This window comes from Hydrogenibacillus sp. N12, assembly GCF_019645935.1.
In the GTDB taxonomy this organism is placed as follows: Bacteria; Bacillota; Bacilli; order Thermicanales; family DSM-22653; genus Hydrogenibacillus; species Hydrogenibacillus schlegelii.
Genome location: NZ_CP080953.1, coordinates 1108243 through 1131447 on the forward strand (window position 1 = coordinate 1108243; position 23205 = coordinate 1131447).

The 23205-nt window shown below is 69.4% G+C and carries 18 protein-coding genes and 3 pseudogenes; 19 read left to right on the forward strand and 2 right to left on the reverse strand.

Annotated elements, in window-relative coordinates; genetic code table 11:
• Positions 1-99: 99 nt before the first annotated feature.
• On the reverse strand, positions 100-3540 hold the full coding sequence (carB, locus tag K2M58_RS05165; protein ID WP_220678555.1) for a carbamoyl-phosphate synthase large subunit: 3441 nt from the start codon (positions 3538-3540) through the stop codon (positions 100-102).
• Positions 3541-3897: 357 nt separating this feature from the next.
• Here carB and K2M58_RS05170 point away from each other — a divergent pair, with 357 nt between their 5' ends.
• The 5 genes from K2M58_RS05170 to rsfS all read left to right on the forward strand — a co-directional run bounded on the left by K2M58_RS05170 (position 3898) and on the right by rsfS (position 8010).
• Positions 3898-5277, forward strand: a complete 1380-nt coding sequence (locus K2M58_RS05170) for an amidophosphoribosyltransferase (protein WP_220678556.1) — start codon at positions 3898-3900, stop codon at positions 5275-5277.
• Positions 5278-5399: 122 nt separating this feature from the next.
• A complete protein-coding gene (locus tag K2M58_RS05175; RefSeq protein ID WP_220678557.1) occupies positions 5400-6329 on the forward strand; it encodes a shikimate dehydrogenase in 930 nt (309 codons plus the stop codon).
• The gene (gene nadD, locus K2M58_RS05180; RefSeq protein WP_252393543.1) at positions 6326-7021 is read left to right on the forward strand and encodes a nicotinate-nucleotide adenylyltransferase; all 696 of its coding nucleotides are present in this window, start codon (positions 6326-6328) and stop codon (positions 7019-7021) included. Before K2M58_RS05175 ends, nadD begins: the two co-directional genes overlap by 4 nt.
• A gap of 41 nt (positions 7022-7062) precedes the next feature.
• A complete protein-coding gene (gene yqeK, locus K2M58_RS05185; RefSeq protein ID WP_220678558.1) occupies positions 7063-7629 on the forward strand; it encodes a bis(5'-nucleosyl)-tetraphosphatase (symmetrical) YqeK in 567 nt (188 codons plus the stop codon).
• Complete coding sequence (gene rsfS / locus K2M58_RS05190; protein ID WP_252393544.1) at positions 7630-8010, forward strand: ribosome silencing factor; 381 nt, start codon at positions 7630-7632, stop codon at positions 8008-8010. It begins immediately after the preceding gene.
• A 45-nt stretch (positions 8011-8055) separates the two neighbouring features.
• Here the strand turns inward: rsfS and K2M58_RS05195 are convergent, their stop codons facing one another.
• Positions 8056-8715: a phosphoribosyltransferase gene (locus K2M58_RS05195; RefSeq protein WP_220678559.1), complete on the reverse strand. Its 660-nt coding sequence runs from the start codon at positions 8713-8715 to the stop codon at positions 8056-8058.
• A gap of 441 nt (positions 8716-9156) precedes the next feature.
• Between K2M58_RS05195 and leuS the strand changes: the two genes are divergently transcribed.
• From leuS to K2M58_RS05260, 14 genes and pseudogenes are all read left to right on the forward strand, one after another.
• Positions 9157-11595, forward strand: coding sequence for a leucine--tRNA ligase (leuS, locus tag K2M58_RS05200; RefSeq protein ID WP_220678560.1), 2439 nt, complete (start codon positions 9157-9159; stop codon positions 11593-11595).
• Between the two features lie 106 nt (positions 11596-11701).
• On the forward strand, positions 11702-12214 hold the full coding sequence (locus K2M58_RS05205) for a molybdenum cofactor biosynthesis protein MoaE (RefSeq protein ID WP_220678561.1): 513 nt from the start codon (positions 11702-11704) through the stop codon (positions 12212-12214).
• Positions 12215-12281: 67 nt separating this feature from the next.
• Positions 12282-13010 (forward strand): twin-arginine translocase subunit TatC, encoded by a 729-nt coding sequence (tatC, locus tag K2M58_RS05210; RefSeq protein WP_220678562.1) that lies wholly within the window; start codon positions 12282-12284, stop codon positions 13008-13010.
• Positions 13011-13077: 67 nt separating this feature from the next.
• Entirely contained in the window at positions 13078-13350 is a 273-nt protein-coding gene (locus tag K2M58_RS05215; protein WP_220678563.1) for a MoaD/ThiS family protein, read from the forward strand.
• The gene (locus K2M58_RS05220; protein ID WP_220678564.1) at positions 13347-14372 is read left to right on the forward strand and encodes an ABC transporter substrate-binding protein; all 1026 of its coding nucleotides are present in this window, start codon (positions 13347-13349) and stop codon (positions 14370-14372) included. Before K2M58_RS05215 ends, K2M58_RS05220 begins: the two co-directional genes overlap by 4 nt.
• Positions 14369-15367 (forward strand): FecCD family ABC transporter permease, encoded by a 999-nt coding sequence (locus K2M58_RS05225; RefSeq protein WP_220678565.1) that lies wholly within the window; start codon positions 14369-14371, stop codon positions 15365-15367. The genes K2M58_RS05220 and K2M58_RS05225 overlap by 4 nt, the downstream gene beginning before the upstream one ends.
• Positions 15357-16235 carry an ABC transporter ATP-binding protein gene (locus K2M58_RS05230; RefSeq protein WP_220678566.1) on the forward strand — a complete coding sequence of 293 codons (879 nt, stop codon included), beginning with the start codon at positions 15357-15359 and terminating at the stop codon, positions 16233-16235. The genes K2M58_RS05225 and K2M58_RS05230 overlap by 11 nt, the downstream gene beginning before the upstream one ends.
• A gap of 187 nt (positions 16236-16422) precedes the next feature.
• Positions 16423-16623 (forward strand): annotated as a pseudogene (locus tag K2M58_RS05235) (peptidoglycan-binding protein); the annotation flags it as partial.
• Positions 16624-16710: 87 nt separating this feature from the next.
• Positions 16711-16857, forward strand: a pseudogene (locus tag K2M58_RS12845) (peptidoglycan-binding protein); the annotation flags it as partial.
• 72 nt (positions 16858-16929) lie between these two features.
• A pseudogene (gene sleB / locus K2M58_RS05240) lies at positions 16930-17601 on the forward strand (spore cortex-lytic enzyme); the annotation flags it as partial.
• A 384-nt stretch (positions 17602-17985) separates the two neighbouring features.
• Positions 17986-18213: a heavy-metal-associated domain-containing protein gene (locus K2M58_RS05245; RefSeq protein ID WP_066202224.1), complete on the forward strand. Its 228-nt coding sequence runs from the start codon at positions 17986-17988 to the stop codon at positions 18211-18213.
• A 350-nt stretch (positions 18214-18563) separates the two neighbouring features.
• Complete coding sequence (locus K2M58_RS05250) at positions 18564-21056, forward strand: heavy metal translocating P-type ATPase (protein WP_354667527.1); 2493 nt, start codon at positions 18564-18566, stop codon at positions 21054-21056.
• Between the two features lie 96 nt (positions 21057-21152).
• A complete protein-coding gene (locus tag K2M58_RS05255) occupies positions 21153-22766 on the forward strand; it encodes a multicopper oxidase family protein (RefSeq protein ID WP_220678567.1) in 1614 nt (537 codons plus the stop codon).
• A gap of 98 nt (positions 22767-22864) precedes the next feature.
• Positions 22865-23161: a hypothetical protein gene (locus K2M58_RS05260; RefSeq protein ID WP_220678568.1), complete on the forward strand. Its 297-nt coding sequence runs from the start codon at positions 22865-22867 to the stop codon at positions 23159-23161.
• Positions 23162-23205: the final 44 nt, after the last annotated feature.

The window sequence follows — 23205 nt, forward strand, 5'->3', positions numbered from 1 at the left end:
GCTTCGAGCGACGGGAAAGCCGATGAGAAAGCCCCGGCGTGAGCCGGGGCTTTCTCGCGTTTCGGATCGGTTTCCGTTCGATTCCGGCGCGGCGTGCCGTCAGCGGAGGGGAAGCTTCGGCGACGGAAGGGACCACGCCTGAAGCGGCAGGACGTCCCGGGGCGGCCGTCCGTCGAGGGCGGCCAGCATGTCGACGTAGGCGCCGAGAAAATCGAGATCGACGATGAGAGGAAGGCCGAGGTCGGCCGCCCGCCTGCGCACCGCGTAGCCCGGCGTTTCCTCGGCGGGGCCGCTCCGCGCTCCGGCCGCCTCCGGCGGAACCGGGCTCGCGACGAGATCGATCGAACCGTCGGCGATGCCGGCGAGAAGCCCTGCTTCCGTCGTCTCCGCGACCGGCACGGCGGCCGCCTTGAGGGCCGCCGCCGTCTCGCCGGCGGCGACAAGGCGGAAACCGAGGCCGGACAGCCGCCGGCCGTAGGGGACCGCCCCTTTGGGGTCGGCGGCGGAAAAGTCGAGGGCGACGATGCCGGAAAAGGGAACGTCGAAGCCGGCGGCCCGAATCGCTTTGTAGAGCGCTTCGTGGACGGTTCGCCCGCGCCCCAGCACTTCGCCGGTGGAACGCATCTCCGGCCCGAGGCGGACGTCGGCGTGGGCAAGCTTGGCCCAGGAAAAGACGGGAAGCTTCACGTAGACGTCCGGGGGCTCCGGCCAGAGCCAGGCGACGCCCCGCTTCGGCCGCCCGTCCGGTCCGACGGCCGCTAGGGGAACGGTGCCGTCGGCCGGCGGATCGAGGCCGAGCTCCGCCAGGGAGCGGCCGACGGCGATCCGGGTGGCGAGGCGGGCGAGAGGAAGCCCGGCGGCCTTGGCGAGGACCGGCACCGTCCGGGAAGCGCGGACGTTGACCTCGAGGACGTACAAGGTGCCTTCGTAGAGGACGTATTGGACGTTCAGGAGCCCCCGCACGCCGAGGGCGAGGGCGAGACGCCCCGTTGTTTCGACGATCGCCCGCCGGACGGGCGCCTTGAGGCCGGCGGGGAAGACGGCGGTTGAATCGCCGGAGTGGACCCCGGCCCGCTCGAGGTGCCGGAGGATGCCGGCGACCACGACCGCTTCCCCGTCGGACAGGGCGTCGACTTCGAGCTCGACGCCGGGGAAGTACCGGTCGAGGAGGATCGGCCGCTGCCCGGCGGTGGCGAGGGCGGCGCGGAGGTAGCGGCGAAGGGCCGCCTCGCTGGGGACAATTTCCATCGCCCGGCCGCCCAGGACGTAGCTCGGCCGCACGAGAAGGGGATAGCCGAGGGCTTGGGCGGCCTGAATCGCTTCTTCGACGTCAAAGACCGTCCGCCCCGGCGGCCGCCGGAGTCCGAGGGCGGCGAGGAGGGCATCGAACCGCCGGCGGTCTTCCGCCCGGTCCACGCCGTCGGGGGCGGTGCCGAGGAGGGGCCGGCCGGCCCGGGCCAGCGGTTCCAGAAGGTGGATCGCCGTCTGTCCGCCGAACTGGGTGAGGACGCCGACGACCCGGGGGGCTTCGGCGTCCAGCACTTCCAGCACATCTTCGGGCCAGAGGGGCTCGACGTACAGCCGGTCGGAGACGTCCGTGTCCGTCGAGACGGTCTCGGGGTTGTTGTTCACCATGACCGCTGCAAAGCCTTCTTCTCGGAGGGCCCAGGCGGCGTGGACGGCGCTGTAGTCGAATTCGATCCCCTGGCCGATCCGGATCGGACCGGAGCCGAGGACGACGACCGCCGGGGTCGATGCCACTTCGCGGGCTTCGGCGCCTTCGCCCGTTGCCCCCTGCCCGTCGGCGCTGTCCGGCCGGCGGGCCGCGATCGCCTCGGTCCGGGCGGCGGCCGCCTCGGACCAGGCGCCGGATCCGGCAGCCTTTTCCGCTTCCTCGGGCCGCGCTTCGCCGTAGGTGCCGTAGCGGTACGGCGCCGGCGGCCCGAAGCCGTCCCGGCGGCAGTCGCCGATCGTCCGAAAGGCCGGTCGGATGCCGTGGGCCCGCCGGAGGGCGGCGACGACCTCGGGGGAAAGGCCGGTCAGCCGGGCGATGGCGGTGTCGGAGAACCCCAGGCGCTTGGCGTCGGCGAGGAGGGCGGGCGAAAGGGCCCCCTGGGCCGCCCGCAGCCGCCCTTCGACGGCGACGATGTCGGCGAGCGCCTCCACGAACGGGCGGGCGACGGCCGACAGCTCGGCGACCGCCGCCGGGGTCATCCCCCTCCGCAAGGCTTCCGCCATCGCCCACAGGCGGTCGTCGCCCGGCGTTCGGATCCGCTCGGCGAGGGCCCTGTCCGAGAGGGCGGCGAGCTCCGGATCCGAGAGGCCGTCGCGGCCGACCTCGAGGGAGCGGATCGCCTTCATGAGCGCTTCCGGAAAAGAGCGGCCGACGGCCATCACTTCGCCGGTCGCCTGCATCTCGGGCCCGAGGCGGCGGGCCGTTTCGGGAAATTTTTCAAACGGAAAGCGGGGCACTTTGACGGTCACGTGATCGATCGCCGGCGGCCGATCGGCGAACGGCCGGCCGGTGCGCCGGTCGCGGATTTCGGCCAGCGTGAGGCCGACGGCGACCTTGGCCGCGACCCGGGCGATCGGATACCCCGTCGCTTTCGAGGCGAGGGCGCTCGAGCGGCTGACGCGGGGGTTGACTTCGATGACGGCGTACGCTTTTTCATCCGGCGAAAGGGCAAATTGGATGTTGCAGGCGCCCCGGACGTCGAGGGCGTCGATGATGCGCTCGGCCGCCGCCTCCAGGCGCCGGGCCGCTTCCGCCGAGAGGGTTTGCACCGGAGCGACGACGATCGAGTCGCCGGTGTGGACGCCGACAGGGTCGACGTTTTCCATGCCGGTGACGATGACCCGGCCGCCGGCGCCGTCCCGGACGACTTCGTATTCGATCTCCTTCCAGCCGTAGATGCTTTTTTCGATCAGCGCCTGATGGATGGGCGAAAGGCGAAGGGCCCGGGCGGCGATCGCCCGGAGCGCCTCCGGCGTCTCGGCGTGGCCGCCGCCAGAGCCGCCCAGGGTATAGGCCGGCCTGACGATGACCGGATAGCCGATCGCCGCCGCCGCCTTCAGTGCCTCATCGACGTCGGTGACCGTCGTCGATGGAAGCACCGGCTCGTCGATGGCGGTCATGAGCGCTTTGAAGGCGCCCCGGTCTTCCGCCTGCCGGATCGTCTCGAGGGACGTCCCGAGCAGGCGGACGCCGTACGCCTCGAGGACGCCGGCGTCGTGGAGGGCCGTCGCAAGGTTCAGGGCCGTCTGGCCGCCCAAGGTCGGGAGCAGGCCGTCTGGGCGCTCCCGGGCGATGATCGCCTCGAGGACGTCGACGGTGAGGGGCTCGAGGTACGTCCGGTCCGCGAGGTCGCGGTCGGTCATGATCGTCGCCGGGTTCGGGTTGACGAGGATGACCGTCAGCCCTTCTTCTTTGAGGGCGGCGATCGCCTGGGTGCCACTGTAGTCGAATTCGGCCGCCTGGCCGATGACGATCGGGCCGGAGCCGATGACGAGCACGCGCTGAAGGTCGGGGTGAAGCGGCATGGTCTCTCTCCTCCGGCGCCGCCGGGGCGCCGATTGCATAAGTATAAGAGCTTGCCTTTAATTTACGGGATCCGCTGTATAATGTCAAGGGAAAGCTTATAAGTATTCATCCCGGCCGGGGCCCGGCTTCCTAAAATCGAATAAAGATAATAAAAAAGGACCTAACGTTCGGTTTATGATTGACAGGGCCGTTCGGCCCTGTTACACTGACGGAGACGGGCGTCGCGCCTTTTCGCGCGCCGCCCTTCGGGCCGGTCATCGTTGTTCGGAATGATGGGATCGGGTGCGGCGCAAGAAGCGATCTTTCGGGATGCGAATGGCGCCGCCGCAGGCGGCGCAAGACGGCGGGTGACGACGATGACGATTTTTGCCCTGTGGGGCCGGGAACGGGCGGCCGAGGCGGCGATCGATGGACTTCTCGCCCTTCAGCACCGGGGGCAGGAGGCGGCGGGGCTCGTGACTTCCGACGGGACGGAGCTTTTCGTCCGGCGGGGGCGGGGGCTCGTCGCCGAGGCGCTCGCCGGCGCCGAGGCCCTGCCCGGCGATCGGGCCCTCGGCCACGTGCGGGATCGGGCCGCAGCCGACGAAGAGCCACCCGACGGCCAGCCGTTCGTCAAAGCGTCCGGGCGCTTTGCCCTCGTCATCAGCGGCGGATTTTCCGAACCGGAATCGGGCGCCCTCCTCTCGGCCGGCGTGCCCGACCGGAGCGCCGCTTCTTTTTCGCCGGCGGGCGCCCGGCGGCCGTTGGCGGCGCCGGCGGAAGGGGCGGCGTCGGCGTTTTTTTTCCGGTTGGCGGCGGCGCTTGCTTCAGGCGGCGGTTCCGGCACGGCGCCGGAAGCGGCCTTTGCGGCGCTCCTCCGGCGGCTCCGGGGCGGGTTTGCGGCGGCGGCGCTTTTTCCCGACCGGCTTCTTGTGGCCCGGGATCCTCACGGGATCCGGCCGCTTTCGTATGGCCGGATCCCGGGGGGCGTTGCCGTGGCGACGGAGACGCCGGCCCTTTACGCCGTCGGGGCGACCGACGTCGCGGACGTGCCGCCCGGGACGCTTCTCATCGCCGACGGCGCCGGCTTTCGGGCCGTCCCCTTTGCTGAACCCGGGCCGCTGGCCCTTTGCAGTTTTGAACTGCTCTATTTCGCCCGACCTGATGCGGCGATGGGCGGCCGGGTCGCCCACGTCGTCCGGCGGGCGCTCGGCCGGCGCCTCGCGGAAGAGGCGCCGGCGGAAGGGGAGGTCGTCATCGGCGTGCCGGATTCCAGCCTGTCGGCGGCGATGGGGTTCGCCGAGGCGAGCGGCCTCCCCTTCGATTTCGGACTGGTAAAAAATCGGTATGTCGGCCGCACGTTCATCCGACCGGAGGCGCCGGCGCGGGAGCAGGGGGTGCGGCGGAAGCTCGCGGTCCTCGATCCGGTCGTTCGGGAGCGCTCGGTGGTCGTCGTCGACGATTCGATCGTCCGGGGGACGACGATGCGGCGCATTGTCAAGCTCCTGCGGGAGGCCGGCGCCCGGGCGGTGCACGTTCGCATCGCCGCCCCGCCGGTGCGGCATCCGTGCCCCTACGGCGTAAACTTCACCTCGAGGGATGAGCTCATCGCCGCCCGGGCGGACGTCGAGGCGATGCGCCGGACGATCGGCGCCGAAAGCCTTCGGTTTTTGAGCCCGGAAGGGTTTCGGGCGGCGGTGGGCGGCGGCGTCTGCCTCGGCTGTTTTCAAGGGGAATACCCGGTGGCCTGGCGGTGAGGCGGGATTGTTGTTTCGGCGGCGCTCGTGTAGAATACTCCTTAAGGAAGGAGAAGACCCCTGAGGTCCATTGATGGAAGAAGACGGCGATTCGCCTCGTACGATCGGAGGGAGGTTGGGGCGTGGTTGCGGTGAACGCCGAAACGGAGCTGTATGCCCTGTTCGGCTCGCCGGTGGCGCATTCTCTGTCGCCGGAAATGCAGACGGCCGCCCTCCGGGAACGGGGGCGAAACGCGGTCTACCTGGCCTTTGACGTCAAGCCCGATCGCCTCGAGGAGGCGGTGCGGGCGATTCGGGCCCTCGGCATTCGGGGGGCCAACATCACCATCCCGCACAAAGAGGCGGTCATCCGCCATCTCGATGCCCTCGACGAAAGCGCCCGCCGCTACGGGGCGGTCAACACGATCGTCGTCCGGGACGGCGCCCTCATCGGGCACAATACGGACGGCGAGGGATACATCCGTTCGCTCGAGGAACTGTTTCTGATCGACTGGCCGGAGCAGCGGGTGCTCCTTCTCGGCACCGGCGGCGCGATGCGGGCGGTGGCGATCGCCGTGGCCCTCAAAGGCGTCCGCTCGATCACCCTCGTCAACCGGACCGAAGAGCGGGCCCGGGCCCTCGCGGAAGAACTGCACCGCCTCGGCGCGGCCGTCGAGGTGGAGCGCTGGGCGAACCGCCGGCATCTGACCGCCGACAAGACGCTCGTCATCAACGGCACGCCGCTCGGCATGGTGCCGCGGACGGACGAGTCGCCGCTTCCCCGGGAGGCGCTGCATCCGAATCTCATCGTGAGCGACCTCGTCTACAACCCGTTCAAGACGCGGCTCCTCTTCGACGCCGAGGCGGCGGGGGCCCGGGTCCATCCCGGCATCGGCATGCTCGTCCATCAGGGGGCGCTGGCCTTCGAGCTCTGGACCGGCGAGCGGGCGCCGATTCCGGTCATGTACCAGGTCGCCCGGTCGAAGGTCGTTCACCTGAAGGAGACGGAAGGCGGCGGAGCGTTGCCTCCACCCCCTCCCCGGGATGCCGTCGGCGAGGTCGCCGGTCGGTGAGGCGCATCGGGCTTTTCGGCGGGACGTTCGATCCGCCCCACTGGGGCCACCTCGTCGCCGCCGAGCGGGCGGCCGACGCCCTTGGCCTCGAGGCGGTCTGGTTCGTGCCGAATCGCCTCCCGCCCCATAAGGACCCCCGCCTGCACGCGCCGGCGGAAGACCGGCTGGCGATGGTGCGGCTCGCGATCGACGGGGTGCCGCATTTCGCCGTCTCGTCGGTCGAGCTCGAGCGGGACGGCCCGTCGTACACGATCGATACGGTGCGGCTCCTTCGGGCGCGGCACCCGGACGTTGCCTGGACGTTCATCGTCGGGGAGGATGCGTTCCGAAGCCTTCCGACCTGGAAGGAGGCGGCCGAGCTCGTCCGGCTCGTCGGGTGGGCGGTCCTGCGCCGCGCCGAGGCGGGGGACGGCGAAGGGGGGCGAGCCGATCGGCCGGAAGGCCCGAAGGCGGACGGCCGGAATGCCGTCGCTCCGGACGGCAAACCGGGGGGCATTGCGGTCGCGGAGCCCCCTTCCGGCGACGGGCCTCCCGCTTTTTTCGCCGAGGTCGCGGCCGCCGTCATCGAAATGCCCCGGATCGACCTCTCGTCGTCCCTCATCCGCGCGTGGGTGCGCGCTGGCCGCTCCATCCGCTTCCTCGTCCCGGAGCCGGTCCGGCGCTACATCGTCGAGCGGGGGCTGTACCGTTAGCCGGTTCCGGGGCAGGGTCGCGAGGGCGGGGAGGGAAGCCCGTGGAGGGATTGCTGGCGGCGATCGACGCGGATCTTCGGGCGGAACTGAGCCCGAAGCGGTACCGGCACGTTCTCGACGTCGCGGAGACGGCCCGAACGCTGGCTCCGCGGGCCGGCGTGCCGGAAGAGGAGGCGGTGTTGGCGGCCCTCCTTCACGACCGGTGCCGGGAGTGGCCGAAGGCGGAGCTGGAGGCCGTCCTTCGCCGCTACCGGGACGTCGTCTGGCTGGACTACGCGCCGGTCATCTGGCACGGTCCCGTCGCCTCGTACGTCGCTCGGGAGCGCTACGGCGTCGACAACGTCCGGGTGCTGGAAGCGGTCTACTATCACACGACCGGCCGCGGGGCGATGAGCTCCCTCGATCTTGTCCTGTGGGTGGCGGATTATATCGAGCCGGGGCGGACCTTTCCCGAGGCCGACGTCGCCCGGAAGCTCGCCGAAACGGACCTGGAGGCCGCCTTTCGCTACGGTCTTTCGCGATCGCTCATCGAGCTCATCGAGCGGGGGGAAAAGATCCATCCGGCGATGTGGCAGGCCTACAACGCGATCGCAGGAAGGAGGGCATAAGTGGCGGAGCACACGCTGCCGGAGAATGTGGCATCGGCGCTGGCGCAGGCGGTGGCGAAGGCGCTTTTGAACAAAAAGGGGGAGGACGTCCGCATCCTGTCGCTCCGGAGGCTCAGCCTCGTCGCCGACTACTTCGTCCTCGCCAGCGGCACGAGCCGTCCGCACGTCCAGGCGTTGTACGAGGCGGCCGTCGACGTCTTCCTCGAGCGGGGGATTCGGCCCCGGATCGAAGGGGCGGAGCACCGGCGCTGGGTGCTCGTCGACGGCGGCAGCGTCGTCGTCCACGTGTTCCACGAGGAAGAACGGGCATATTACGGCCTCGAGCGGCTCTGGTCGGATGCTCCGGAAGTGCCGTTTCCGAGCCCGGCGCCGGCGCCATAAGAAGCGCCTGTCCTTCGTCCGCCGCTTTGCTCGCGGCGCCAGCCGCTACCGGCGCCGGTGCCGGTCGAGGAGCGCCAGGACGGCGTCATCCTCAAGCTGCGGGAAGTGGCGGTAGAACTGGCCGACGGCGTAAAACGGCTCCGGTTCGGCGAGGAGGACGACACTGTCGGCCAAAGAGGCGAGGCGCCTTCGGGCTTCCGGCGGCGCGACCGGGGCGGCGACGAGGCGCCGGAGCTCCGGCCGGGCCGCCTTGAGCCACGCGAGGGCGGCGAGGACCGTCGCGCCGGTGGCGATGCCGTCGTCGACGACGATCGCCAGGTCGGTCGTATCCGGAGGCCCGGCGCCATAGGCCGCAAGACGGCGGCGGACTTCTTCCCGCACCCGGGCTTCTTCCGCCCGGAGGTCGTCCGGTCGAAGGCCGAGGACCTCCAGAACGGCCGGCTGGTAGACGGCTTTGCCGTCGGGGCCGACGGCGCCGACGGCGAGCTCCGGCTGCCCCGGCGCCCCGATTTTGCGCACGACGAGGACGTCGAGGGGAAGGGACAGGCGTTCGGCCATCGCCGCCGCGACGGCGACTCCGCCCCGGGGAATGCCGAGCAGGAGGGCGCGCCGCTTCATAAGGTCCGGGACGGCCCGGCGGACGGCATCGGCGAGGCGCCGACCGGCGTCGGCGCGGTCGACGAAGCGGAACGGAGGCATCATCATCTTTTCACCTCTCCTTTTTGACAACGGATTTTTTGACAACGGTGACGCCGTTCGATACAATGGAGGGGCAGGCGGGCCAGCCCGCCCGGAGCGAACGTCGGGATGATTCGAATCGCATAATCGCGCAAACGCGATGACCGGGCGCCGCGCGGCGGCGGGCCCTCAGAGAGCCGGCGGTCGGTGCGAGCCGGTGGCCGGCGCTGCGCGTCCTCTCCCGGAAGTGGCCGGTTCGATGTCGGCCGGAAGGCCGGCGGAGGGCCGGACGTCTCCCGCGTTAAGGGAACGAGGGGCCGGCGGGTTTGCCGGCAAGAAGGGTGGTACCGCGGAGGTCGAGCGCCTTCGTCCCTTGGGGACGGGGGCGTTTTTTCATACCCCGAATCTATTCTCCCAGTTTTGGCGCTGCGCGCCAAGCGAGGGACGGTCCAGAGGAGGGAGAATGCGTTGGCCGGACGAGAGCGTCACGCTTACGATCACCGGGCGATCGAGCGGAAGTGGCAGGCGTACTGGGAAGAACATCAGACGTTCCGCGTCGATGACGGGGACCGATCGAAACCGAAATATTACGTCCTGGATATGTTTCCCTACCCGTCCGGGTCGGGGCTCCACGTCGGCCACGTCGAGGGGTACACGGCGACGGACATCGTCGCCCGGATGAAGCGGATGCAGGGGTACAACGTCCTTCACCCGATGGGGTGGGACGCCTTCGGTCTCCCGGCGGAGCAGTACGCCCTCGACACGGGGAACAACCCGCGGCACTTTACCCAGAAGAACATCGACAACTTCCGGCGGCAGCTCAAGTCCCTCGGCTTTTCGTACGACTGGAGCCGGGAGATCGACACGACCGATCCGAAGTACTACAAGTGGACGCAGTGGATTTTTCTCAAGCTGTACGAACACGGCCTCGCCTACATGGCGGAGGTGCCGGTGAACTGGTGTCCGGCCCTCGGGACGGTGCTGGCCGACGAAGAGGTGATCGACGGCAAAAGCGAGCGGGGCGGCCATCCGGTCTACCGGGTGCCGATGCGGCAGTGGCTGCTTAAGATCACCGCCTACGCCGACCGGCTGCTCGAAGACCTCGAGAGCCTCGACTGGCCGGAGCACATCAAAGAGATGCAGCGGAACTGGATCGGCCGCTCCGACGGGGCGGAGATCGACTTTCCGCTCGAGGGGGGCGTCGGGACGGTGACGGTGTTCACGACCCGGCCCGATACGCTCTTCGGGGCGACGTACCTCGTCCTCGCGCCGGAGCACCCCCTCGTCGACGCGATCACGACGCCGGATCGGCGGCCGGCGGTCGAGGCGTACCGGGAGGAAGTGCGCCGGAAGTCGGACCTCGAGCGGACGGACCTGAACAAAGAAAAAACCGGCGTCTTCACCGGCGGCTATGCCCTGCACCCGGTGACCGGGGCAAGGCTTCCGGTCTGGATCGCCGATTACGTCCTCGGCCATTACGGCACCGGGGCGATTATGGCCGTCCCGGGACACGACCAGCGGGACTGGGAGTTCGCCCGGGCAATGAACCTGCCGATCGTCGAGGTGGTCCGGGGCGGTAACCTCGATGAGGGCGCCTACACCGGCGACGGCGAGCACGTGAACTCGGATTTTCTGAACGGCCTCCGGAACGCCGAGGCGATCGAGACGATGATCCGCTGGCTGGAAGAACACGGCAAGGGCCGCCGCAAGCGGCAGTACCGCCTGCGGGATTGGGTTTTCAGCCGGCAGCGGTACTGGGGCGAGCCGATTCCGATCCTCCACCTCGAGGACGGGACAACGAAGCCGGTGCCGGAGGTGGCGCTTCCGGTCACGCTTCCGGAGACGGACCACATCCGGCCGACCGGCACCGGCGAGTCGCCGCTCGCGAACATCGCCGAGTGGGTCGAGACGCTTGATCCCGAGACCGGAAAACGGGCCCGACGGGAGACGAACACGATGCCCCAGTGGGCCGGAAGCTCGTGGTACTTCCTCCGCTTTGTCGATCCCCACAACGACGAGCGGCTCGCCGATCCGGAAAAGCTCGCCTACTGGCTGCCGGTCGACCTGTACGTCGGCGGGGCGGAACACGCGGTCCTCCACCTTCTGTATGCCCGCTTCTGGCATAAATTCCTCTACGACCTCGGCGTCGTGCCGACGAAGGAGCCGTTTCAGAAGCTCTTCAACCAGGGCATCATCCTCGGGGAAAACCACGAGAAGATGTCCAAGTCCCGGGGCAACGTCATCAATCCGGACGAGATCGTCGAAAGCCACGGCGCCGACGCCCTTCGGCTCTACGAGATGTTCATGGGGCCGCTTGAGGCGACGAAGGCGTGGTCGATGGACGGGCTGGACGGCGCCCGGCGCTTCCTCGACCGGGTCTGGCGGCTCATTGTCGCCGAAGACGGGACGCTTTCGCCGCGGATCCGGGAGACGGCGGAAGCCGACGACGCCTTGACCCGCCTGTACCACCAGACGGTGAAAAAGGTGACGGAAGACTACGAAGCCCTCCGGTTCAACACGGCGATCAGCCAGCTCATGATCTTCGTCAACGAGGCGTCCCGCCGGAAGGCGCTCCCGAAGGCGTTCGTCGAGGGGTTCGTCAAGCTCCTCTATCCGGTGACGCCGCACCTCGGCGAGGAGCTCTGGGCGCGTCTCGGCCACACCGGCACGATCGCTTACGAACCGTGGCCGGCGTACGATCCGGCCGCCCTCGAAGCGCCGGAGGTGGAGGTCGTCGTCCAGATCGGCGGCCGGGTGCGGGGAAAGCTTGTCGTGCCGAAGGGGCTTCCGGAGGCGGAGCTCAGAGAGCAGGCGCTTCGCTTGCCGGAGATCGAGCGGCATCTCGACGGAAAGCCGCCGAAGAAGGTCGTCGTCGTGCCGGATAAGATCGTGAACATCGTCGTCTGACGGTCGGGCGAAAAGGCCGGCGGAGGGCCGGGCGAAACCGCCGACCGATGGTCGGACGAACGGGCCTTCCGGCCGGACGAAAGCGCGGTGGGGGAGGGGGAGCGGGATGTCCCGAGAGGCGGACGGCGGGCCGCGGTGGGAAGCGCGGACCGACTGGGGCTGGTTTGCCCTGACCGAGGCGCCGATCGACGTGGGGGCGCTGTCGGCCTTCGTCACCCGGCCGGAGGTCGGGGCGGTCAACGTCTTTCTCGGCACCGTCCGGGAGTGGACGCGGGGGCGGCGGACGCTTTATCTCATCTACGAGGCGTATGAGGCGATGGCGCTTCGGCTGCTTCAGGCGCTCGGGGAGGAAGTGCTGAGGGAACATCCCGGCGCGCGGGTGGCGGTGCACCACCGCCTCGGCCGGCTGGAAATCGGCGAGATCGCCGTCGCCATCGCCGTCGGCACGCCGCACCGGGACGCCGCCTACGCCGGAAGCCGGCACATCATCGAGCGGATCAAGGAAATGGTGCCGATCTGGAAAAAGGAATTCTGGGAGGACGGATCGTTCTGGGTCGGCGACCAGCTAGAGCAGGTGCCGTATCCCGACGGTCGGCCGCCGGAGGGGCCCGAAGGATGAGGCGGCCCGCCGGCGGCCTTGGCCGAGCTGGCGGAGCGGCGGGTTGGCGGCAGGAGGAGGGACGGAAATGGGACCGGAGTCGGATCGGCCGCAGCCGTGGCGGGAGCACCTCGCCGAGCTCCGGCGGCGGCTCATCTGGTCGCTCGTCGTGCTTCTCGGGATGACGGTCGCCGCCCTGGCCCTGGCGCCCGTTTTCTTTCGGTGGCTTCGGCCGCCGGGGATCGAGTGGTACGCCTTTTCGCCGATGGATACGCTGGCGACGTTTCTCAAGGTGTCGCTGGCGTTCGGCTTTTTTTTAAGTTTGCCCTTTGTGTTGTATCAGATCTGGGCCTTCGTCCGGCCGGGGCTCACGGAGCGAGAAGCCCGGGCGGCCCTCAAGCTCATCCCGGCGTCGTTTGCCCTGTTTCTCGTCGGGGTCGCCCTGGGGTACGCCGTCCTCTTTCCGGCCCTCGTTCGGGCGCTCATGCGCCTGAACGCCTTTTTGGGCCTCGAGCTCGTCCTGGGCGTTCGACCCTATCTGGAGCTTCTCGTCCGCGTGCTCCTCGCCGCCGGCGCGGTGTTTGAGCTTCCGCTCGTGATGATCTTTCTCGCCTCGGTGGGGCTCCTTCCGCCGGAGCGGCTGAAAAAAAGCCGGCCGACGGCGTATTTTGTCCTCATCGTCGCAAGTTGGCTTTTCGCGCCGGGCGACTGGGTGAGTTTTCTTCTGCTCGTCCTGCCGCTTCTCGTGCTGTTTGAGCTCTCGGCGCTTTTGATCCGGCTGGCGTTCCGCCGGCGCGTCGCGTCCGGGGTCGGATGAGCCGTCGCCGGCGGCGCGAAGCGGGTCGGATCGGGAGCGGTACGGGGCGAAGAAGGGAGGGACGGCGATGAACGGGAAGAACGGAGGTCTGGATCGTTCGACGGTGACGGTGCTTTTGTTTGCCGGGCTGGGGGAGAAGGTCGGCCGAACGCTTTCGTGGCCGTGGCGGGAGGGGCTTACGGTGGCGGGGCTTCTCGACGAGCTCGCCGCCCGTTATCCGGAGGTGGCGGTGTACCGGCCGACGGTGATGACGGCGGTGAACGCCGCCTACCGCCCGGTCGATCATCCGCTTCGGCCGGGCGACGAAGTGGCGCTCATCCCGCCGGTGAGCGGCGGTTGAGGCGCCGGGCATCCGGGCACCGTTTCGATGCCGGCGCGGTGCGCCGGGCGTGGGCGCTTGCGCTTTTGTTCGGGGCGCTCTGGCTCGCCCTGGGCGGCTGCCTGAGCGGGCCGTTTCCCGGCGCGCCGCCGAAGGGAGCGGATGACGGGGCGGTCCGGGAAGCGGCGGCGATCCGCCTCGTCGATGCCACCGGCGCCGAAGTGGCGCTTCCGGCGCCGGCCCGGCGGGTGGTCACGCTCCTTCCGAGCCTGACGGAGACGGTGGCGGCGGTGGCCGGCGCCAAGGTCCTCGTCGGGGTGACGGCAAACGACACGTACCCGCCGGAGGTGCGAACGCTTCCGACCGTCGGCGACATGGCCGTCGATCCGGAGCGGGTGGCGGCCCTGCGGCCGGATCTCATCCTCGCCGGCCGCTTTCATGGGACGACCGTCGTTCCGGCGCTCCGGCGCCTCGGAATCCCGGTGTTCGTCGAGGAGGAAAACGCCCGCACGTTCGACGACGTCTACCGAACGATCCGGAACGTCGCCGCGCTCCTCGGCGAAGGGAAGCGGGGCGAGGCGCTCGTCGCCCGGCTTTCGTCCCGGGTGCAGGCGATCGAGGCAGCGGTGCGGGCGGTGCCGGAGGCGGAGCGAAAGACGGCGTTCGTCCTTCTTTCCCCGCCGCCGGATGTGTATACGGCCGGCGGCGACACGTTCATCGGCGCGGTGCTCCGGGCGGCCGGGGTCATGAACGTCGCCGAGGCGGCGGAGGGCTGGCCCCTCTGGTCGGCAGAAGACGTCGTCCGGGCCGATCCGGACGTGCTCCTCCTCGTCGCCGGGGAGGGGGAGGCGAAGCGGTGGATCGAGGCGCTCAGGCGGTCGCCCGGCCTGTCTACCCTGCGGGCGGTGCGGGAAAGCCGCGTTGTCGCGATCGACGCCGACCGGATCAGCCGGCCGGGACCGCGCCTCGTGGAGGCGCTCGTCGAGGTGGTCCGGGCGGTTTATCCCGGCGTCGTCGTGCCGGAAGGGGTCGGCGGCGGATGAGCCGCCGGCGGATCGCGCTCGGGTACGCCGGCTTCGGGCTTTTTGCCCTGGCGGCGATCGCCGCCGGTCTGTGGTGGGGCGCCGCGCGGCTGGATGCGGCGCCGCCCGGAACGCCGGAGGGAGAATGGATCCGGCGGATCGTCTGGGAGCTTCGGGCGCCGCGGGTGCTCACGGCCTTCTGGGCGGGGGCGGCGCTCGGGCTTGCCGGTGCCGCCCTCCAGGCGCTTTTTCAAAATGTCCTCGCCGAGCCCTATACGCTCGGCGTGTCGTCCGGCGCGGCGTTCGGAGCGGCGCTTTTTTTCGCCTTGGGCGGGGCATCCGGCCTCGGGGCCGGCGGCACGGCGCTCGCCGGCGCCGCCGCCGCGCTCTTTTTGGTGCAGCTTCTTGTGCGGCTTTCCCGCCGGCCGTCGGCGGAGGGGCTCATCCTCGCCGGGGCGGCGGTGAACGCTTTTTTCGGCGCGCTGGTGTCGCTTCTCATGGTGTTCGCCGGCGAGGAGCTTCGGGCGATCGTGTACTGGCTGTTCGGGAGCGTCGCCGGCCGATCGTGGCCGACGGTCCTCGGCCTCGGTGGGCTGGTTGCCGCCGGTTTTGTCGGCCTGTACGCCGAGCGGCGAAGGCTCGACGCCCTGTTGTTCGGTGAAACGGCGGCGCTCGCCGTCGGCGTCGACGTCGTCACGCTCAGGCGGCGGGTCGCCTTTCTTGCTTCCGCCCTCGCCGCCGGTGTTGTCGCCGCCGCCGGCGTCATCGGCTTTGTCGGCCTCGTCGCCCCGCACGTCGTCCGCCGCTTCGGGGCGCCGATGCACCGGCATCTTCTTCCGCTCGCGGCGCTCTTCGGCGGCGGATGGCTCGTCGCCGCCGACCTCATCGCCCGGTGGGCGCTGGCGCCCCGGGAGCTGCCCCTCGGCGTCGTGACGGCTCTGGTCGGGGCGCCGCTTTTTGCCTGGCTCCTCGTCCGAAGGGAGGCGCTTTCGGGAGACGATCGCGATGCGCGATGAAGGAATGATGCAGGCGGCGATCCTCGCCGTGCGGCGAATCGGAGCGTCGGTCGGGGGGCGAGCGCTTTTTTCCGACCTCGACTGGGCGCTCTATCCCGGCGAGGTGTGGGCCGTCGTCGGTCCGAACGGCGCCGGGAAAACGACGTTTCTCGCGCTCCTCGCCGGGCTCAGGCGACCGGATGCCGGCGAGGTCACCCTCCGGGGCCGTCCCCTCCGGCGCCTCCGGCGGGAGGAGATCGCCCGGCACGTGGCGTACGTGCCCCAATCTCCCGGCTCAGGGCCGCTTTCCCTGGAGGAGTTTCTCGCCCTCGGCGGACTTGCGGCCGGGCTGGCCGGCGCGGCACTTCGCCGGCGGGTGGAACAGGCGGCCGAGCGGTTCGGCCTCGGGGGGCGGCTGAAGCTCCCGGTGCAGGCGCTATCGGGCGGGGAGCGGCGCCGGGCGTATCTCGCCCGGGCGGAGGTGCAGGACGCCGCCGCGTATTTGCTCGATGAGCCGGCGGCCGACCTGGATGTGCGGGCGGCGTGGGAGATGTTCGGCCGGATCCGGGCGTGGGCGGCGGAAGGACGCGGCGTGGTGTTCGTCACCCACGACGTCAACGCGGCGGCGCTCGTCGCGGACCGGGTGCTCCTTTTCGGCGGTCGGCGCGGCGCTTCTTCGCCGTCGGCCGAACAAGGGCGGCCATCTCCGGCGGCCGAAGCCGGGATGCCGGACCGGGGGGCGGCGCCCATTCCGGCGGTCCTTCACCCGGCGGCCCTTCAGGCGGAGGCGATCGAAGGCGCCTTTGGCCTGAGGCCGGTTCCGATCCGGCATCCGCTGGCAGACGTGCCGCAGTTTCTGTATCCTCCCATTCGACCCGGTCCATACTAACGGTGCACAAGCCCGTTCGGAAGGAGGGGCCGCGGTGCACCGAAGGTCTGGCCGGGAAAAGGGCCGTCGGTCGGCGCTCATCGTGCTGACGGCGTTGGTCGCCGCCGCCCTCGCGCTCGCCGGCGCGCAGCCGGCGGAAAACGGCGGCTGGGGCGCGGACCGGGCGGCGGCGTTCGGCAAAGGGACGCTTCGCGTCGGCGCCCGCGGCGGCGACGTGTATGAGCTGCAGGGGCGGTTGAAATACCTCGGTTACTACACCGGCCCGGTCGACGGCGTCTTCGGCTGGCGGACGTACTGGGCGGTGCGCAACTTTCAGTATCGCTTCGGGCTTCGGGTGGACGGCGCCGTCGGCCCGGCGACGAAGGCAAAGCTCTATGCGGCGACGCGGGGCTGGCGGCCAACGGCGCCTGCGACTCCGGCGCGGGCGGCCGGGTTCGCGGGGCCGGTCCTTCGGGTCGGCGCTCGGGGAGGCGCCGTTTCCGACGTCCAGGGGCGGCTCAAATTTCTCGGCTATTACAAGGGGCCGGTCGACGGCGTCTTCGGCTGGCGGACGTACTGGGCGGTGCGCAACTTTCAGTATCGCTTCGGGCTTCGGGTGGACGGCGCCGTCGGCCCGGCGACGAAGGCAAAGCTCTATGCGGCGACGCGGGGCTGGCGGCCAACGGCGCCTGCGACTCCGGCGCGGGCGGCCGGGTTCGCGGGGCCGGTCCTTCGGGTCGGCGCTCGGGGAGGCGCCGTTTCCGACGTCCAGGGGCGGCTCAAATTTCTCGGCTATTACAAGGGGCCGGTCGACGGCGTCTTCGGCTGGCGGACGTACTGGGCGGTGCGCAACTTTCAGTATCGCTTCGGGCTTCGGGTGGACGGCGCCGTGGGCCCGGCGACGAAGGCGAAGCTCTATGCGGCGACGAAGGGGTACCGTCCGACGGCGACGGCCGCGCCGAAACCGGCCCCCCGGACGACCGGAGCGACGACGACCCCGACCGGCGCCGTCGTCGGAGCGCGGGGGCGGTTTACGGCGCAGGAAGTGCGTCTCATGGCCAACGCCGTCTACGGCGAAGCCCGAGGAGAGCCGTACGTCGGCCAGGTGGCGGTGGCGGCGGTCATCCTGAACCGGCTGCACCACCCGGCGTTCCCGAATACGATCGCCGGCATCATCTTTCAGCCGGGGGCCTTCACGGCCGTCGCCGACGGGCAGATCTGGCTCACGCCAAACGCCACCGCCCGCCGGGCGGTGATCGACGCCATCAACGGCTGGGATCCTTCGGGCGGGGCGATCTACTATTTCAACCCCGCGACGGCCACATCGGCCTGGATCTGGTCCCGGCCGCAGATCAAGCGGATCGGCAACCACATTTTTGCCCGCTAGGCAAGGCGACTTTGTCCGCGCGGGCAAGGCGCAAGCCCATTTCGGTCGAGCGCCGGCGGGGGAAAGGCGGCTCCCTCCGCTTCCGCCGCCCAGGAAGCGGGCGGAGGAAGGGATTTCCTTTCTCGATCTCCTGCTTTGTGAGGCCCGTCCGACCTCGGTCGACGGCCGGAACAAGCGAGGTTGACAGCAGATGGCGGCGGCTCCGTCCGAAGTACAGGCGGTGTGTTTTTTTACGTTTGTTGCTGTCTTTTGATGGCTTGACATACCTTACAACCGTATCGTAAGATGAAGATGAAATCAAAAGCTGGCGTCCGTCCGCCGGCCCCGATCACCGGATTTGTGAGGGCGCTTGGGGCGGGCGGGCCGCGGAAAGGAGAGGGCGACGTGAGAGAACTCGTGCTTAAGATCGATGGGATGACGTGTGGACATTGCGTCCATACGGTGACGAAGGCCCTTTCGGAGCTGGACGGGGTGGAAGACGTCCACGTCGAACTTGAGGGCGGTCGGGCGGAGGTGGCCTTTGATCCGGCCCGGGTCGATGTGGAGGCGATGCGCCGGGCGGTGGAAGCGGCCGGTTATACGCTTGTGGCCGCGGAACCGGCGGATCGTTGATCGGTCGCAACGTGAACCGAATCCGGCGCTGAAGGCAGGGACGCCGAATTCGTTCGATGAGCCGGCGCTCGGTCGCCGCTTTTCTTTTCGCTTTAAGATACCCCCATCCTGTATTTCGGCGTCTTCAGGCGTCCGGCACTCCCAAAGAAATCGCGGCGTTCGGCCGCGGGCTTCCTGAGTCGCTTGATCGGGCGGCTGGCCGTATTGTGAGGACGCGGATGGGCGAATCATGGGCGCCCGACCCCATTCCCCGGGCCTGACGGGTTTACCGGCGTGCCGGTTCGTCGGTCGTCAAAGGAAGATCCGGTGCTCGGGGCGGGCACCGGGCGCCTTGAGAGGTGAGGACGGCGATGGTGCAGCAGGCAGAGCCGGTCGGAGCGCCGCCGAAGGCGAAAGGCGGGACGCCGGGGGCGATGGAAGTCACGCTCGGCGTGACCGGCATGACGTGCGCCGCGTGCGCGGCGCGGATCGAAAAGGGGCTCGCGAAGCTCGACGGCGTCGCCGGGGCGGAGGTGAACCTCGCCCTGGAGAAGGCGACGATCCGCCTCGATCCCGAAAAGGTCGACCTCGCCCGGCTGGAGGAGGCGATCGCCGCCCTCGGCTACGGGACGGTGAAAAAAACGGTGCATCTCAAGCTCGGCGGTGGGACGTTGAACGACGAAGCGTCCCGGCGGCGGCTGGAGGCGGCGTTTCGCCGCCTGCCGGGCGTCTTTCGGGCGGAGGTGAACGTGGCGACGGAGGAGGCGCGGATCGAGGTTGCGCCTGAGACGATCCGACCGGAGGCCCTGATCGAAGCGGCGAAGTCCGCCGGTTTTGGGGCGTGGCTCGCGGAAGGGGCGGAAGAAGACCCGAAGGAGAAGGAGATGCGGGCCAAAATCCGGCGGCTTCTCGTAAGCGCCTTGCTCACGTTTCCGCTCGCCTGGACGATGCTCGCCCACCTCATCCCCGGCGGGGAGCGGTTTGTGCCGGAGATTCTCATGAACCCATGGTTGCAGTTTCTTCTCGCGACACCGGTGCAGTTTTGGGTCGGGTGGACCTTTTACCGCGGGGCTTACCTCAACCTCCGGGGCGGGAGCGCCAACATGGACGTCCTCGTCGCGCTCGGGACGTCGGCCGCCTACGGCTACAGCCTCTATCTCGTGCTCTGGGAGTATGCGGCAAAGGGGCGGCCGGTCGATCTTTATTTTGAGACGAGCGCCATGCTGATTACGCTCATCCTCCTCGGAAAGACGCTGGAAGCCCGGGCGAAAAGCCGGACGGCCCGGGCGATCGAGGCGCTTTTGGCCCGGCAGGCGAAAACGGCCCGCCTCCTTCAAGAGGGGGAGGAGGTCGAGGTGCCCGTCGAGCGCGTTCGGCCGGGGGACCTCCTCCGGGTGCGGCCGGGGGAGAAAATTCCGGTCGACGGCGTCATCGTCGAAGGAGAGGCGGCGGTCGACGAGTCGATGCTCACCGGCGAGCCCCTTCCGGTCCACCGAAAGGCCGGCGACCCGGTCGTCGGGGCGACGGTGAACGTCGACGGGTCGTTTGTCATGCGGGCGACGCGGGTCGGAGAGGAGACGGTGCTCGCGCAAATCGTCGCCGCCGTGGAGCGGGCCCAGGGCGAAAAAGCGCCGATCCAGCGCCTGGCGGACCGCGTCTCGGGCGTGTTCGTCCCGGCGGTCGTCCTGATCGCGGTCTTTGACTTCCTCCTCTGGTATTTCGTCCTCGATCCGGGGGCCTTTGCCCGGGCGCTCAAAAACATGATCAGCGTCCTCGTCATCTCGTGCCCGTGCGCCCTGGGCCTGGCGACGCCGACCTCGGTCATGGCCGGAAGCGGCCGGGCGGCGGAGGCGGGCATCCTGTTTCGCGGCGGCGAGTCGCTGGAAGGGCTGGCCCGGGTAGACGTCGTCGCCTTCGATAAGACCGGGACCCTCACCGAAGGGCGCCCGGCGGTGACCGACGTCCGGCCAACCGCCGGCGTGACGGAAGCGGACCTCCTCACCCTCGCGGCGGCGGTGGAGGCGCACTCGGAACATCCCCTCGCCCGGGCGATCGTCGCTTATGCCCGGGAACGGGGAATCGCCGAACCGGAGGCGAAGCGGGTCAAAAGCGCCGCCGGCCGGGGGATCCGGGGCCGGGTGGAAGAGGCCGATGTCCGCGTCGGGTCGCCGGCGTGGCTTCGGGAAGAGGGCATCGACATCGCCGCCCTCGAGCCGGATATCGCGGCGCTTCAGGCGGAGGGGAAGACGGTCGTCGCCGTCGCCCGAGAAGCGGTGCCCCTCGGGGTGATCGCCCTCCAGGATACGCTCAAACCCGGCGCCCGGGCGGCGGTCGCGGCCCTTCGGGCCCGGGGGATCGAGGCGGTGCTCATCACCGGCGACCACCGTCGGGCGGCGGAGGCGGTCGCCCGCGAGGTGGGGATCGAGCGCGTCTTTGCCGGTGTGCGGCCGGAGGAAAAGGCGGAGATCGTCCGGCGCCTTCAGGCGGAAGGCCGGCGGGTGGCCATGGTCGGCGACGGGGTGAACGATGCGCCGGCGCTGGCGCAGGCGGATGTCGGGCTCGCCTTTTCCGCCGGGACGGACATCGCCGTTCAGTCGGCCGATGTGACGCTCCTCGGCGGAGATGTCGTCCGGGTCGTGCAGGCGATCGAGGCGAGCCGCATGACGCTCCGGAACATCAAGCAGAATTTGTTCTGGGCGTTCATCTACAACATCGTCGGCATCCCGATCGCCGGAGCGGGCCTCCTTCAGCCGTGGGTCGCCGGGGCGGCGATGTCGATGAGCTCGGTGTCGGTCGTCACAAACGCGCTCCGGCTTCGGCGGATGAAGCTTTCGACCGTCGGACCCGAGGGGTCCGGCCGATGAAGTCGGTGCCCGTTCTTATCGCCGGGCTGAAAACGCGGCACAGGATCGCGGCCTTTGCCGGCCGGGGCGACCTTTTGCGAGAGAAGGGGGATGACGATGGACGATGACCGTTTGCGGCCGACCCGCCGAGCGTTTTTAAAGGCGGCCGGCGTCGCCCTGCTTTCCCTGGCGGCCGGCTATCCGCTGGTCCGGGCGCTCTTTCGGGAACCGCAGCCGATCGAACCGGCGGCGACGGACGGGTGGGCCCTTCCGTCGGCCCCGCCCTGGCCGCCGGCAGGCGGGCGGGAGCGTCGGATCCGGCTGGTCGTGACTCGGGACGTCGTCCGCCTTCCCGGCGGACCGTCCTTTCTGGCTTTTCGGGTGAACGGCCGCTTCCCTGCGCCGGAGATCCGGGCGACGGAGGGGGATCGGCTGATCATCGACGTCGTAAACCGGACGGACGCGCCGCTTACGTTCCACTGGCACGGTGTGCACACGCCGCCGGCGATGGACGGCGTGCCGTTCGTGTCCCAGGAGCCGATCCCTCCCGGCGAAACGTTTGTCTACTCGTTCATCGCGGCGCCCCGGGGGACGCGCTGGTATCACGCGCACGTCGATGAGGTGCGTCAGATTCCGCTTGGCCTATTCGGGCCGTTCATCATCGATCCGCCGGCCGGCGAAGCGGAAGGGCGGCCGGGGGAAAGCGGCGGGCGGCCTTTGGAGGCGGAGGCCGAGGCGATCCTCATGCTGCACACCCTCGGCCCGGACCCCGAGAACAATCCGGTCGGCGTGCTGGCCGAAGGGAGCGGGCCCATGGGTGGCATGGGTGGCATGATGGGCGGCGGGATGCGCGGGGGGATGGGCGGGATGGGTCGCATGGGCGGGATGGGCAGGATGGACGGAATGGGCGGAGGCGCGCCGCCGAATCTCCTCTATCTCGTAAACGGCCTCCCGGCAGCCTCCTTTCCGCCGCTTCGGGTGCCGGAAGGCGGTCGGCTTCGCCTCCGGCTCATCAACGCGAGCGCCACGGAACCGTTCTGGCTGGAGGCGCCCGGGGCCTATTTTCTCGTCGATCACGTGGACGGCAATGCCCTGCCGGAGCCGGTGCCGTTCGGCGACCTTTTTCTCGCTCCGGCGGAGCGGATCGACGCGTGGCTCGTCGCCGGACGCTCTGGAACGTTTGCGATTCGGTCTAAGATCCCGGGCCAGGAGGCGCTTCGCATTTCGGTGGAGGTGGCCAAAGCGGACGGCGAGTCGATCACCCCTTCGGATCTCGGGGGCGGATCTCACCTTCCGGGGACGGCCGAGAGCTGGTCGTACTGGGCGCTCGCGGGGGGTGCGGGAACGGCGCTTCCGGCAGTCGATCGCGTCGTTCCGATGGTCTTAAGCGGGGGCATGATGACGCCGGTCTGGACGATCAACGGCGAAGCGTATCCGCGCGTGACGCCGACCCGGATCGGGGCGGGGGAGCGAGTTCGGCTGGAACTTTTCAATCACAGCATGGTCGATCATCCGATGCACCTTCACGGCCATACGTTCTGGGTGACGTCGATCCAGGGCGTGCCGCTTCGGCGACCGATTCCGAAGGACACGGTGAATGTCCGGCCGATGGAGCGGATGACGATCGATTTTGTGGCGAACAACCCGGGGCGCTGGCTGTTTCACTGCCATCAGCTGGTGCACATGGAGCAGGGGATGGCGACGCTCATCGACTACCGGAAGCAAGCGTGAGGGGACGGGGCGTCCGAGGGGAGGGACGGGAGGCTCCGGCTCGGTGTGGTCGACCGGCCGCCGCGGTTCGCCGCCGTCTCCCGTGAACGCGATGTGTGGTGGCTCGAAAACGGCGCGCAAACCTGGAGAAGAATCATGAAAGAGGGGATTCCCCAATGATGGGTCCGATGATGGGCGGCTATGGGGGATACGGGGGCTGGATGTTCGGCTTTCCTTTTCTTTTTCTTTTTCTTGGCTTGATCCTGCTTGCGCTTTTCGTCTGGCTGATCGTCCGTCTGATCGCGAGTGTCGAGTCGGGGAGAAAGCACACGGCGAATCATGAAGAAATCGAGAACATTAGGAAAGAGCTTCGATGGATCAAGGAAGAGATTGAGAAGATGCGACCAAAGGAGTAGCGACGGAAGGCGTGATCGCCGTCTTCGGCGTCGCAATTTCAGAT

What these genes read in the sequence shown, in the direction of transcription:
- K2M58_RS05255 (WP_220678567.1), top strand. Translation starts at nt 21,153, where the DNA reads ATGGACGATGACCGTTTGCGGCCGACCCGCCGAGCGTTTTTAAAGGCG.
- carB (WP_220678555.1), bottom strand. Translation starts at nt 3,540, where the DNA reads ATGCCGCTTCACCCCGACCTTCAGCGCGTGCTCGTCATCGGCTCCGGC.
- K2M58_RS05250 (WP_354667527.1), top strand. Translation starts at nt 18,564, where the DNA reads ATGGTGCAGCAGGCAGAGCCGGTCGGAGCGCCGCCGAAGGCGAAAGGC.
- K2M58_RS05170 (WP_220678556.1), top strand. Translation starts at nt 3,898, where the DNA reads ATGACGATTTTTGCCCTGTGGGGCCGGGAACGGGCGGCCGAGGCGGCG.
- K2M58_RS05230 (WP_220678566.1), top strand. Translation starts at nt 15,357, where the DNA reads ATGCGCGATGAAGGAATGATGCAGGCGGCGATCCTCGCCGTGCGGCGA.
- K2M58_RS05225 (WP_220678565.1), top strand. Translation starts at nt 14,369, where the DNA reads ATGAGCCGCCGGCGGATCGCGCTCGGGTACGCCGGCTTCGGGCTTTTT.
- K2M58_RS05215 (WP_220678563.1), top strand. Translation starts at nt 13,078, where the DNA reads ATGAACGGGAAGAACGGAGGTCTGGATCGTTCGACGGTGACGGTGCTT.
- K2M58_RS05195 (WP_220678559.1), bottom strand. Translation starts at nt 8,715, where the DNA reads ATGATGATGCCTCCGTTCCGCTTCGTCGACCGCGCCGACGCCGGTCGG.
- tatC (WP_220678562.1), top strand. Translation starts at nt 12,282, where the DNA reads ATGGGACCGGAGTCGGATCGGCCGCAGCCGTGGCGGGAGCACCTCGCC.
- K2M58_RS05205 (WP_220678561.1), top strand. Translation starts at nt 11,702, where the DNA reads ATGTCCCGAGAGGCGGACGGCGGGCCGCGGTGGGAAGCGCGGACCGAC.